Genomic DNA, 14844 nt, shown 5'->3' on the forward strand with positions numbered 1-14844 from the left:
ATGCCTGATAATTTATCTCAATTGAGTTCTGATTCACAAGAAGACCAGCAAATAAATATAAAAGCCCTTTTTGAGCAATATTTTTACTATTGGAAATGGTTTGTTTTGTCTATTTCAATCGTATTATTTAGTGCATTTCTTTATCTTAAATTTGCAACTAAACAATATAAAGTAGATGCTAAAATACTGCTGCCAAATGAAAATGAAGGTAAAGGTGAGTTGGCTGGCCTAGCGGATCTCGCATCTATCACTGGTAGTACTGGTAATACGGCTAAAGTAATGGATCAGATTGATGTTCTTAAATCTAGAAGATTGGCGGGAAAAGTTGTCGATACGCTGAATTTGAACATTTCTTATTCTGAAGGTAGATTTAAGAAAGAAATGTTAGCACAACAAGAATCCCCAATTCGCCTCTTTTTGGTAAATTCAAATATATCTTACCAAGATACAATAAAAGGACGATTTCGTGTTGATATACTCTCTCCCACAAAAGTAATTCTCGAAGATGAATTTGGAAAGAATACAAAAGAGATTCTTCTTGGAACAAAAGTTAAGTCAAGTTTAGGTGAGATTATTCTTTTGCCTCAAACTCCAATTATTCAGTCTTTTATTAATAAAAGTATAAACATTACAGTTCTTCCTAGGTTGAATGCATTAGAGAATCTAGTGAAGGATATAAATGTGACTCCTAATCAAGAAAAGCAATCCTATATTATTAATTTTTCAACTACTTCTGCCTCAGTCTTACAGGCTTCTAAAATTATTAATGAATTAATTAATCAATATAATATAGATCTTACTCAAGATAAAGATAAACTTACTAAGGCTACGTCTAAATTTATCAACGAGCGACTCGATAAAATTTCTGGGGATTTGTCTCATGTCGATAGTAAAGCTGAAAGTTTTAAAGAAGGGAATCGTCTAATTGATGTTGAATCTGAAGCGAAGCTTTTTCTTGAAAATGCTTCAGAATCAGATAAGAAAGTTGTAGAACAAAGAACTCAGCTTCAGTTGGTTGATTATATGAAGCAATATGTGCAATCCAACAATACCGAACTTTTGCCTACAAATATCGGCCTTCAGGATCTTTCAATTGAAAAGACAATTGCTGAGTATAATAAGATGGTATTAGAAAGAGATGATTTATTGAAGTCTTCTACTATTGATAATCCTGTCATTAAAAATATCAATGATAATATTAGGGTCTTGAATAACAATGTGATAAAGTCATTAAATAATTACCGAAACGTTACACAATTAGCCCTAAATTCTGCCCAAGCTAAGAAATCGGAGTTACAAGGTAAATTGAGTAATCTTCCTAAACAAGAACGTGGATTTAAAGATATTTCAAGAGAGCAGCAGATTGTCGAATCTCTTTATCTTTTTTTATTACAAAAAAGAGAAGAGAATGAGATCAAGGCCGCAGCAACACCGGACAATTTAAAGATTATTGATGAAGCCTTTGGCTCCAATATTCCAGTATCTCCTAAGAAAAGTATTGTGTTGTTAGGAGCTTTAATTGTTGGCGTGATCTTGCCATTTGGTATATTATATTTAAAGTTTTTATTGGATAACAAAATTCAGTCTAGGAAGGATATTGAAGATCTTATAAAAGCTCCTATATTGGGAGAGATTCCTAGAAGTGAGCATCCTATCATCCAGGAGAATGATCGTTCTTCATTAGCCGAGGCTTTTCGAATACTCCGTACAAATATGTCCTTCATGTTGGGACCTAATAAAAATGATTCGAAAGTTATTTTTATTACTTCAACAACGTCTGGAGAAGGGAAGTCGTTTGTGTCAACTAATCTAGCGAAAATTCTTGCCATGTCTGGGAAAAAGGTACTTCTGATCGGTGCAGATATCCGAAGTCCTAAAGTTTTGGATTATTTGGGACTTGCTCACCTTCAACACACCAATATAGGTATCACGCAGTATATGATTAATCCCGACATGGAACTTGATAATATCGTAATAAAGAAACCTGGGAATTACAATTTTGATATTATTTATTCGGGTTATGTCGCTCCAAATCCCGCGGAACTTTTAATGAACGGTCATTTTGACGACGTTATTGAGTACGGACGTAGAAATTATGACTATGTTTTGGTTGATACGGCTCCCGTGAGCTTAGTGACTGATACTGTATTAATTGCCCATAATGCCGACTTAACTATTTATGTGTCACGAGCAAATTATCTCGATAAAAGATTGTTACAAGTGCCTAAAGAGCTTTATCAACAAAGTAAATTGAAAAATATGGCTTTTGTAATTAATGATGTCGATTTTGCCAGAGGTTATGGCTATGGCTATGGCTACGGTTATGGTTATGGTGAGAGAGAAGATAAGAGTAGTAGAAGATTCGACTTTCTTCGAAATTTATTTAAATCTGCTAAAAAGTAGCTAGTTATCAGATATTATATCAATTATTAAAAGGCATCAATATTTAGTATTGGTGCTTTTTTGTTGGTACTCTTTTTGCTGTATTAATTTGGAGTTTTTTTGAAAAGCAGTTTCAAAGCATTTCTGCATAAACTGTAAATAAAAGGTTATAATGTAATATTTTGAGCTTTTACAAAAATTAGTTACAACTATTAATTTAGTTTTTTCTATAGAAAGGAATTGGTTTTTTAAATAAATTATGTTTAACTGTAGCGTTTTGTTTATGTTTTCCGTTATATTTGTAGTTTCTATTAAATTACTTTAAAATTATTTGATTAGTATATGGGGATATTGTCAAAATTGTTTACGGGCAAGAAAAAGGATTCAAAGATAAAGGTTGTAGGAAAATTAGCCTTTCTAGAGGTCGATATGCATAACCATATTTTACCAGGAATTGATGATGGAAGTCAATCTGTTGATCAGTCGATAGAGTTAATTAAAGGCTTAAACAGAATGGGATTTGATAAATTTATCTGTACGCCGCATATAATAGAAGGTGTTCATCCTAACACTTTGAGTACAATTGAAAAATCAAAGGATTTGTTGGTCAAAGAATTGAAAAAGATACCAAATTCTCCAGAGATATTTCATGCTGCTGAACATATGGTAGATGATGGGATTGAGAAATTAATCGGTTCAAATGAGTTGTGTGTAATGCCGGGCGGTTATGTGCTTATTGAAATGTCATATCTTCAAGAGTCTAGAGCGTTATTTAAAACTATCCTTGATATTCAGAATTTGGGATATAAACCAATTTTAGCTCACCCGGAGCGTTATAACTATTATCATTATAATTTTAATATGTATAAGCAGATTAAGGATGCAGGATGTATGCTACAATTAAATTTGTTATCGATAAGTCGTTATTACGGTGTTGAAGTTAAATCTGCTGCATTAACCATGATCAAATCGGGTATGTATGATTTTGTCGGAACAGATACTCATCACCAACGCCATCTAGTTGCATTGGAAGAGGTCGTTGCAAAATATCCTGTTAGAGATTTACTTAAAACTTGTAATATAATTAACTCGTCGCTTCAAGATCACTTAACACTTGATAGTGTGAACGTTGCTGGTTAGTAGTTTTGAAGTTATTATTCCTAAAATAATTAGTCTAATTCGTCTTAATATATTTTGTTGTTAAGGAAAGTGGCGAATAGTGAGTCCTATTTCTGCTATCTTGTGTTTTGCCCGTATGGATATTTCGAAAATTTGGCTACTTTTGGTTTTAGCATTTTTCATATGAGAGGAAACAGAATTTTTATTCAAGACTGGATAGCACACCATACTTATCAAAAAACAAACGAAATAGATAGTTATTACTTACGCGTTGCAAATGAAATCAATGATAGTTTATCTACACTATGGTTTGAGGAGCAAGAGACAAATGATCTCATCCATACCGATGCTTTAAAGACATTGAGTATCTATCTAACGTGTTACTTAGAAGACGTTATTGCGAAAACAGGAATTTTTGCTGCTTTTAGAACGATCCATACAGAACTATACAATCAACTTTTGCCTTTTTATAATGATAATGACCTAACGGATTATTATGCTGAGGATATTAATAGTGAAGATATAGCTGTATTGACCTGGTTATTTTTCAGTGAACGTAATCCACATTTATTTATTGATCCCCGTGGTCGTTTGATCCAATTGGTTACAGATTTGGCCTATTCGATCTTGGAAGAACATTATGAAGTTGCTCCTGAAAATGAAAAGTTAAAACTAGAATATGTTTTGGACGAAGGGGCGAACTATTTTGAAGTCCGTAATTTTATTGAAAAGCTTGTTGCCACAAATTACCTGACAGCGGGTGAATATAACACCAATCTCAATCATTTGATGCAAGTTGCGGAGATAGGGCGATATCAACACGATCAGAATCAGTTACAACAGATGATCTATCGCGTTCGAGATAACCATTTCAATAATTACAGACTGCATCTGTTTGCATTGAAGGCATCTGAATTTGTAGCTGAGGTGGTTGGCAAAGAACATGCGCTATATGGTATTGTCAAAACTTTAGGTAATCGTATTAATAGTTTTTTTGAATATGTAAAAGCGGACGAGCTTTATGTGCATGTAAAACATATCGGTACAAAGACAGCATTTAAAATCTTTAAGGACTCTATACAGCAATTTGTTGAACCTACGGAAACCTTATCTTTCTATATGGAAATTGTGCCATGGAAAGATGCTTGGAATCTCTCTGGAATCATGACCGTTGTGAATACCGATGAGGTAAATTTTGATTTACCGGAGCAGTATGAGATGACTTATCGCATTGAGGCCTTGAATGGTAAGGATAAGAGTTTGAAGAAAACGGAAAAGCAGCTGAAAGATATGGGCAAATTGTTCCAGTCAGAACATAAGGCGGCTGTTGCGTTTATGGAAGGAAAAGAAGTGAAGGAGTTTGCAACAGATTTCTTTAAGAAGTATCAACAAAAATACCCGAGCAAAGAAGAATCTCCACTTCCAGAATCAAATTTGGATCTTACGGAAGATGCCCAAGTTACGGTATTCTTTAATCCAAAAACGGGTTTAGAAGTTTTTGGCGGTATAGCGGAATTTTTTCCATTAAAGAATAACAACTTTGTACAGAAAGATGATCAAAGTGAGGTACCTTATGCACGGTATTTTTTGAATCTTTTGGTTGAAGATTTCTTCCCAAGTGAGTTGCCGAAGTACTATGTTAATCTATTTAAGGCGGAGGTGGATAAGCAGTTCTTCTTTCCAGTGAACGATGCGGTGCTTGATTTCTTTCTCCGTTTCTATAAGCGAGGAACTTACTTCCTGGGGCCATTTCCTTTGTTAAAATAGGAAGCAGTATTGTAATCAATAGAAATACATAAAAAATTCCATGGCATAGATGTCATGGAATTTTTTATGTATTTAAGCCAAACTATTCTTTGCGGTATAAGATTGTGCATTCTCATGGCCATTATTTTGTTGATCGAATATCCCATGATACTAGTGTTAATTTAATGTAAATTCATTATAATTAAATTGTTACCGCTGTTCTTGCTTGAGCTTACATGTCGCACATCCTACGCATTTCATGGGCATATTTTAAAAAATTCTCACTAAACTTGTAGGATCAATTATATGTGATAAAGAATGCCTATTGAAAATAATAATGCCCTGGATTTTAAAACTTTCTTTTTGTTGTATAAGGACAAAGTGTACAAATATGCTTATTTACATCTGAAAGAAGAACCAGCTGCCGCAGATTTAGTCCAGGAAACATTCTCCCGAATTTGGAAAAAATGGGCGGAATTAGATGGCAATAAAAATCCGCAGTCTTACCTCTATACGATTGCCCGAAATCTGGTGTTTGATGAATTACGGAAACAAAAGGTTCGATTCCAATTTCAGACTGCAGATATCGACCAGACCAAATTGGTAGACAATTCGAATGAGGAGGCTATTCGGTTTAAAGATTTGGAGCGAGTTTATCGTGAGGCCATTTCAAAACTCCCGAAAGCGCGACTCGAAATTTTTCTTCTGAGTAAAGAAGAGTTTTTGGATAATCAGGAAATTGCAGATAGGCTTGGGATTTCCGTTAATACCGTCCGTGATCAATTAGTTAAAGGCAACAAGTTTGTTCGCCAATATATTATTGATCATTTTGAGATTTCAATAGCCCTGTTGATTTTTTTAAATATTTTTTAGAGCCGCATCGTCTTTCGGCCATCTGGATACGTATATGTATTTAAAGATTGGCATAGATGATGAATTCCAAAATAGCTGCTTTATATAAAAAATTCCTTAAGGGGGAACTTAGTCCCGAGGAAAACGCCATATTTCTTGATTTACTGACTTCTTGTGATAGGGATGAACTTCCAGATGTTGAGGAAGTCGTTGCGCTGGACGATCGCGATTGTGAACTAAATAAAACAACCTCCGAGGATATCTTCTTTACGATTACAGGGGCCTCGTTGACTACAGCAGTAATACCTATTTGGAAAAGGCGTTGGTCTGTCATTTCCGCCGCCTGTTTACTGTTGATCGGCCTTGCTTGCCTGTTCCAATTTAAATTTAAGGACCAACAAGAGATTAATAAAGTTTCTGAAATTGTTCATTATTCCAATCCGACAAAATTTGTTAAGCAACTTGTATTGCCCGATGGTACACATGTTTCTCTTCGGCAAGGTGCACATATTGAATTGTTGTCAGATTTTGATACAGACAGTTTACGTCGGATAAAGCTTTCTGGGGAAGCATTTTTTGAGGTAGCTAAGAATACTGAACAACCTTTTGTAATAGCCAGTTCTGGGGACTTTGATGTACGTGTGTTGGGTACGGCATTTAATTTAAATTGTTCTGAAGGACGTAGTAGCCTGGTGTTGAATCATGGTAAAGTCCGCGTTTCGCGCGACGGGCAATATTCATTTGTTAAGCCTGGCCAAAAAGTTGCCTATGATATGCGACAAAGACAATTTGATATAGCCAATGCGGATACGAGCACTGCATCGAACTGGAAGAGTGATCTCTTGTCATTTAAAGAGGTGCCTCTTTCTCAGATCGTAGACGATCTAAATAATCTTTATCCTGATAGTCATCTCGAATTAATCGATTCTTTCCGAACTGAAAGTTATACTGGGTATCTACCAGCTAGCGATTTGGAGAAGTCTCTCAAGATGCTCAATACTGCATTTAACCAAACAATTATCCATAAAAAGTAATTTATGAAAAGAACCAATTACTATTTAAAACTTATGGGAAGTGCGCTGCTCTTTCAGTCGCTCGCACTTCAGACCATGGCTTCACAATTTTCTACCAGTGAAGGAATCGGGAAAATCCTCACGCGAATGGAACAGAAATTCAACGTCAAATTTGGTTATGACGCTTCGATCTCGAACCAAAAGATCAATGAAGCCGCTGATCTTGATAAATTGAAAAAGGAGCAAATTGTTCAATTTATTCAGACAATTTCAGAGGGAAATCTTGAGGTTAAAAAAATTGATGAGAAGCTTTATGTGATTTCGAGAAAAACTGGCAACGAAACTAGGGTGAAAAACGAAAGGCCCGTTTCTAACGCGGCCAAAGAGATCAAAGGTAAGGTTGTCGATCAAGAAACGGGACAGCCTATCGCTGGAGTGACCGTGCGGGTAAAAGGGGGTACACAAGTAACAACGACCGATCAGCAAGGCACTTTTCGATTTGTTAATGTGGCAGACGATGCCATTTTATTAGTTTCCTATATTGGTTATCAGACAAGTGAAGTATCCGCTTCAAATGCTGATGTCATTAAGTTAGGCAAATCGTCCGAAGAGCTTGGTGAAGTTGTTGTAACGGCACTGGGGATAAAGAGAGAACAAAAAGCACTGGGTTATGCGACGCAAAACATCAAAGGTGATGATTTGACTCGGGTAAAGGGGGTTGATGTGGGAACTACATTGACCGGACGAATATCGGGTGTACGTGTTTTGAACAGTACGGAGTTTAACAGTACACCTCAAATCCAAGTAAGGGGACTAACACCTATTTTGGTGATCGATGGTGTTGCCTATGAAAATCTCACCCTACGTGATGTTCCGGTAGATAATATCGAGGATATGAACGTTTTGAAAGGAGCAACCGCAACGGCATTGTACGGTAGCATGGGGGCTGGTGGCGCTATTATGATTACGACGAAAAAAGGGCTCGCCGAAAAAGGAACGGAGATCTCCGTCAATAGCAACAACATGTTTTTTTCGGGTTACCTGGCTTTGCCGGAGGTACAACATGGATACTCTTCAGGTGAAGGGGGAAAGTTCAATAATGATGATTATGTGTGGGGAGATAAACTGGATATTGGGCGTACAGCCAAACAATGGAATCCACTGACAAAACAACTGGAGGAGATGGAGTTGCTTTCCCGTGGCAAGGATAATTTTAAGAACTTCCTTGAACCCGGATTTATATCCAATAACTCCGTCAGTTTTACTAATCAGGGTGAACATGGAAGTATCAGAACGTCAATAAATCATATCTATAATAAAGGGCAATATCCAAACCAAAAGCTGAACATGACAAACATGTCTGTCGCTGGGCAGACTAAGATTAGCGAAAAAGTTGATATCGAAACGCGCCTCGCCTATAACCGTCGTTCAGCAACAAGTAATTTTGGAGCGGGATATAATGATCAGGGATATATTTATAATATTCTCGTTTGGACTGGACCTGAGTATAACTTACAAGATTATAAAGATTATTGGTTGATTAAAGATCAATCGCAGAATTGGATGTATAAAGCCTGGTATGATAATCCATATTTAACGGCTTATGAAAAAGTTACTCCTGAGTTGGTCAATAAGATGAACGCCGCCTTGACCTTGAATTATAAGGTTTCTGATTGGGGGAAACTTATGGTACGTACAGGATATGATTACTATGGACAAAGACGGGAGCAACGTAATCCCATGGGCATTTACGGTACGAGGGGTGGATATTCCGGCTTTGATAGTAAAGGAAAGTATTGGATGCAAAATCAGGATGGTTTTAGTACAACTAATGACGTAATCTTTACAGCGAAAAAGAAAGTTGGTGATTTTGGCTTCGACGGATTATTGGGCGGTGCTCTTTTTTATCGACGTGACAATGCCGTTACAGCTACGACAGTCAATGGGTTATCGATTCCAGGGTTTTACTCACTTCGAAACTCAATTGATCCAGTGTCGACTGTTGAAAGTAAAACAAAAGAAATGGTCAACAGCACCTATGGACGCCTTTCTGTCTCCTGGCGTAATGCTGTTTTTGTAGAAGCGACAGGACGTAACGATTGGTCTTCGGCTTTATCTAAAGAACAACGTTCCTATTTTTATCCTTCAGTTTCAAGTAGTATAGTCGTAAGTGATCTTATAGGAAATAAGCCGGCTTGGTTGGATATGTTTAAAATCCGTGGATCTTGGGCCGTTACGAAGACAGTTCCTTCTCCATATGAAATAAACCAGGCCTTTACAATTAGCAACAATGTGTGGGATGGATTGCCAACCGCTTCTTATCCGAACTCAATCAAGGATTACTCCATATCACCTACGCAGCGCGATTTAACAGAGTTCGGTTTTGATTTTGGATTATGGAAAAATCGATTCTATGGTAATTATACCCGCTATTATCGTCTACTACATAATGTAACAACTTATGCAACCATATCGGGGTCATCGGGCTTTACTTCGCGGTTAATTAATACGCAAGAGGAGAAAATGACCAAAGGTCATGAAATTACATTGGGTACAGCTGCTATCAAAAAGGAAAATTTCCAATGGGATATTATTTTAAATATGTCGCAAAACTTGGAATTCTTCCACAAGCTTGATCCCGTTTATTCTGCAGATGCATTATACGTTAAAAAGGGAGCTAGGACGGATTATATTACAGTAAAGGATTGGGAAAGATCGCCTGACGGTCAGATTGTTAACAATGCTTCGGGAATGCCAATATCTGCAAAATATGCTGCTCAGTTGTATGGTTATACTGCACCAAAATGGTTCGGTGGATTGACAAATCAATTTCGTTACAAAGACTTCTCGCTTTCTTTGAGTGTTGACGGTCGAATAAAAGGAATGTCTTATTCAGGTATGAACGCTCGTTTATGGCAGACTGGTGCGCATCCTGATTCAGACAATCCATATCGTTACGAAGAGGTCGTTAATGGTAATAAAACGTTTGTTGCACCTGGTGTGAAGATCGTTTCAGGAGGTGTTACGTATGATAAATACGGACAAGTTGCAGAAGACACACGTGTTTTTGCAGACAATGATAAAGTAGTTTCTTATGAGACCTATTGGAAATCTGCGTATTCTGGAAGACGTAATTATTGGGATGAGACATTTATTAAACTTCGCGAGCTATCGCTCAATTATCGCGTCCCTGAGAAATTAGCATCTAAATTTAAAGCTAAGCGTGCCAGTGTCGGTGTTACTGGGCAGAATTTGCTTCTTTGGACAAAAGAATACCGTTTTTCTGATCCAGATGTAGGTTCAGAAGATTTGAACTCACCATCTATGCGTTACATAGGTTTTAATTTAAATGTAACTTTCTAAAAACCAGTAAAATTAAGATGAAAATGAAAAAAATGTGTATATATATTGCCATGGGGAGTTTAATCTCATTGGCAAGTTGTTCAAAATTTGATGAGATAAACACGAATCCGGAAACTCCTGTGCAAGTGAATTCTTCGATGCTAGCGACTCGTATCATATTAAATTTAGCGAATCAGCCTACTCAGAAATCATTTATGCAGCCCTATTTGTTAACAAAGGAGATTGCATGGACGGAATTGGTGGAGGGGTATCAATATAATGGATTCGGTGAAGGGGGTATATCAATGAGCGCAATCAATGATGCTCACTTCATGGGACAATACGCTGCAACAGATGTGTTAGCAAATTCCTACAATGGGTTAATGTATTTTGCCAGAGCTGTAAAATTTTATGAGGCTACCATGAGTGTAGGCGACGTACCTTATAAAGAAGCTTTAAAAGGCGAATCAGACAAAACATATTTTCCAAAATACGATACGCAAAAAGAGGTCTTTTTGGGTATACTTAACGAACTGGAAAAAGCAGATCAGCTCTTTGCAGGCGGAGCAAAATTCGCAGGCGATCCGATGTATGGTGGAGATATAACAAAATGGAGAAAGCTTGTCAACAGTTTCGCGTTGAATGTACTGATCCAATTGAGCAAAAAGGAAGCTGATGCAGACTTGAATTTAAAGGGAAGGTTTCAGTCTATTCTTTCAAATAAGCCATTATTTACTTCAAATGGGGATAACTTTCAGTTGGTACGTTCGGATAAAAGCGGTCAAACCTATCCTTTTTATAAAATCAGTAATAGTTTCGTTATTTATCCAGTTGTGTCTACGGAGATTATAGACCGTTTGAAGCAATATAAGGACAGAAGGCTTTTTTTCTATGCAAATCCATCAGCTTTGCAAATTGCCAATGGTAAACAAGTGAGTGATTTCGATGCATATGTTGGTATTGATCCATCCTTGGCATTTGGCGATATTGCGGATTTGAAGAAGAAAAATGACTATTCTAAACTGAATGATCGTTACACCGAGCTCGTAAGTGGTGAACCAACACAACAGTACAGCTATGCGCATTTATGTTTTGTGGTTGCTGAAGCAGCAGCAAGAGGTTGGGTGACAGAATCTTCCGTCAATTGGTATAAAAAGGGTATTGAAGCATCGATGAAATTCATTGCCGACAACACCCCAAATACCAGTCAATACACACACAATATGCCTTTAGACGGAACCTATATTGCTAGTGCAACTGCTTCTTATGGTGATCAATTCCCTACTACTAAAGAAGGACAGATTGAAGCAATTATGACCCAAAAGTATTTGGCTAGTTTCTTGCAAGGACGAATGAATCCCTACTACGATTATCGTCGTACAGGTTACCCAAAATGGAAAATCAATCCAGCATCCAGTTTGAACGCGGATGATCCGACCAAGATACCTGTTCGTTGGCGATATCCATCTACAGAATACAATTATAACGGGCAAAATCTGGATGAAGCGCTCGCCCGTCAATATGGGGGTAAGGATGAAATCAACCAATTGATGTGGCTTTTGAAATAAGTCCTTCGAATAAAACAATCCCCGCAAATGAGATCAATCATTTGCGGGGATTTTTGTTAAAAACGTTACATGAAAAACGGCGGCGAATGGATATATTCGCTGTAGACCATTGAATTTATAAGAGAGACAACAAATTAATTTATGGATAGCAGAAGAGATTTTATCAAGAAGGCTTCATTGTTAGCTGGTGTTTTTGGGTTACAGAGTGCTATGCCAGATGCGATACAACGTGCATTGGCGATTGAACCGATCACCGGAAGTACCTTTTTAGATGCCGAGCATATTGTATTATTAATGCAAGAGAATCGTTCTTTTGATCATAGTTTTGGAACACTTCGTGGGGTTCGAGGGTTTAATGATCCACGGGCGATTAAATTGCCTAGTGGTAACCCTGTATGGTTGCAATCGTCGGCTGCAGGTAAGACCTATTCGCCGTTCCGACTGGATATCAAAAACTCAAATGCTGCCTGGACCGGAAATTTACCACATTCCTGGGAAAATCAGATGGCCGCCCGAAATCAGGGTAAACACGATAACTGGATCGAAGCAAAACGGCCAGGAGGAAAGGTCTTGAAAGAGATTCCACTAACAATGGGTTATTATACACGCGAGGATATCCCTTTTTATTATGCATTGGCTGATGCCTTTACCATCTGCGACCAGCACTTCTGTTCGTCTATTACGGGTACAACAACTAATCGTCATTTTTTCTGGACGGGAACCTGTGTGCCACATAAAGGGGCTAAACCTTTGGTGCGGAATTCAGATATCTATTTTAACCGTTGGGCACACTGGAAGACTTTTCCGGAACGACTGGAAGAAGCAGGGATCTCTTGGAAAGTCTACCAAAATGAAGTCAGCATAGAAAGTGGCTTAGACGGTGAGGATCTGTTGGGTAATTTCACGGACAACAATTTGGAATGGTTTGCACAATATCATATTGAATTCAAGAAAAGCCATCTTGATTTTATGCGTAAACGTGTTGCAGAGCTACCAGCCGAGATTCAAGAACTAGAAAAAGCATTAGCGACTAATAATACCGAGAGTGTACAAAAAACGCAGAATAAACTCAAGCAGAAGCAGGAACAGCTGAATAGCTACCAAAAACATTTGGCACGTCTTACGGAGCTTGCTTTTCAGCAGCTTCCTAAAGAGCAGCGTGCTTTGCATGAACGCGCTTTTCAGACGAACGAGGGAGATTCTTTCTATCGTGAGACAAGCGTGGTGACACATGAGGGTGAAAAGATTACCGTGCCTAAGGGCGATGTACTCCACCAATTTAGACATGATGTGAAATCCGGGAAGTTACCTGCCGTGTCCTGGCTTGTAGCACCACAAAGCTTTTCGGATCATCCGAGCGCGCCCATGTATGGAGCTTGGTATGTGTCGGAGCTATTGAATATTTTGACAGAAAATCCGGAAATCTGGAAGAAGACCATTTTTATTTTGAACTATGATGAGAATGATGGTTACTTTGATCATATTCCTCCTTTTGTAGCACCTAACCCCGCAGATAGCCGTTCTGGAAAAACTTCTCCGGAATTAGATTATAGTGGAGAATATGTGAGTTTAGCACAGGAGCTTGCCGATGGTGAAGAAAAAGATAATGCAACGGAGGGCCCAGTGGGGCTTGGTTACCGCGTCCCTTTGATTGTGGCTTCCCCTTGGTCTAAAGGCGGATGGGTCAATTCGGAGATCTGTGATATCACGTCGACGATTCAGTTTATGGAGCATTTTTTCGAGAAAAAGTTGGGTAAGCAGGTTAAAGAGGAAAATATAAGCTCTTGGCGCCGGGCCATTACAGGTGACTTGACATCGGTATTTCGGAAAGCTGAAGGATCGAATACAGTTGATTTGCCTTTCCTCGATCGGAATCAGCAGATCTATGCGATTGATCAGGCGAAAGCGAAACCGCTGCCCAATAATTTTCACGTTTGGTCGAAAGAGGATGCCGCAGCATTACGGTCTAAGGGTCATTCAACTTTACTGGCGAGACAGGAGAAAGGTCAGAAAAATTCTAGTGCGTTGGCCTATGAGCTCTATGTTCAAGAGGCCTTTGCTGAAGAAGGCAACCGAATTCATTTAAGATTAGAAGTTGGCAATAAGGTATTTGGTAGTAAATCGCTAAATAGCCCATTTAATGTCTATAGTGGCCCGAGTTATAAAGACGGAGTGAAATTTTGGCCATTTGCAGTTGTTGCTGGTCAGGAACTAAGCTTTGACTGGAACTTGGCGGACTTTAAAGATCACCTTTACGATTTGACTGTGTACGGACCTAATGGTTTTATGCGCGGATTTAAAGGACAGGAGGAACCCTTATCTGTTGGAGCGACCTATGAAATCGGGAAGAAAGGTCTTTTGACGGGTAATCTTGTACTGGAGGTCCATAACAAAGGGGAAAAATCATTTCATGTACATGTAGAAGATAATGCTTACAGCACCTGGAAGAAATCTATTGTACTTGCGGCAGGGAAATCTACGAAGTGGATTGTGGAATCTCATAAAACCCATGGTTGGTATGATGTGACGCTGCACGTGGGGGGAACCAAATTTGAACGCCAGTTTGCGGGGCGTGTGGAAACGGGTAATCATTCGAAAACTGACCCTCAGTTGGGATAATAAGCTAACGATTCATTGATAAATGGTATCTGTTGGCGGTACTTCTTTATCTATACGATCCTAGTTCTACAGTGGGCTAGGATCTTTTTTTGTGCCTGTATAGGAAGTCAATCATTTCTATTTCTTGGTATCTTTTTCCTGTTGCTATACTTTCCGGAATTTTAATGTTTTTTGGGGAAAATAACGCTGAGTTTGCTACTCCC

General features: G+C 38.2%; 8 protein-coding genes. All 8 read left to right on the top strand.

The features are described 5' to 3' along the window. Entirely contained in the window at positions 1-2403 is a 2403-nt protein-coding gene (locus B3297_RS05590) for a GumC family protein (protein WP_112374015.1), read from the top strand. Between the two features lie 321 nt (positions 2404-2724). Continuing rightward, on the top strand, positions 2725-3522 hold the full coding sequence (locus tag B3297_RS05595) for a tyrosine-protein phosphatase (RefSeq protein WP_112374014.1): 798 nt from the start codon (positions 2725-2727) through the stop codon (positions 3520-3522). Between the two features lie 162 nt (positions 3523-3684). Beyond that, complete coding sequence (locus tag B3297_RS05600; protein ID WP_201639788.1) at positions 3685-5268, top strand: DUF3843 family protein; 1584 nt, start codon at positions 3685-3687, stop codon at positions 5266-5268. 297 nt (positions 5269-5565) lie between these two features. Beyond that, the gene (locus tag B3297_RS05605; RefSeq protein ID WP_286778560.1) at positions 5566-6120 is read left to right on the top strand and encodes an RNA polymerase sigma factor; all 555 of its coding nucleotides are present in this window, start codon (positions 5566-5568) and stop codon (positions 6118-6120) included. A gap of 56 nt (positions 6121-6176) precedes the next feature. Next, complete coding sequence (locus B3297_RS05610; protein WP_286778561.1) at positions 6177-7133, top strand: FecR family protein; 957 nt, start codon at positions 6177-6179, stop codon at positions 7131-7133. 3 nt (positions 7134-7136) lie between these two features. Next, entirely contained in the window at positions 7137-10475 is a 3339-nt protein-coding gene (locus tag B3297_RS05615; protein ID WP_286778562.1) for a SusC/RagA family TonB-linked outer membrane protein, read from the top strand. A 23-nt stretch (positions 10476-10498) separates the two neighbouring features. Then, on the top strand, positions 10499-12022 hold the full coding sequence (locus tag B3297_RS05620; protein ID WP_286778563.1) for a SusD/RagB family nutrient-binding outer membrane lipoprotein: 1524 nt from the start codon (positions 10499-10501) through the stop codon (positions 12020-12022). A 141-nt stretch (positions 12023-12163) separates the two neighbouring features. After that, a complete protein-coding gene (locus B3297_RS05625; protein ID WP_286778564.1) occupies positions 12164-14641 on the top strand; it encodes a phosphocholine-specific phospholipase C in 2478 nt (825 codons plus the stop codon). Positions 14642-14844: the final 203 nt, after the last annotated feature.

The organism is Sphingobacterium sp. UBA3519 (assembly GCF_002377215.1).
In the GTDB taxonomy this organism is placed as follows: Bacteria; Bacteroidota; Bacteroidia; order Sphingobacteriales; family Sphingobacteriaceae; genus Sphingobacterium; species Sphingobacterium multivorum.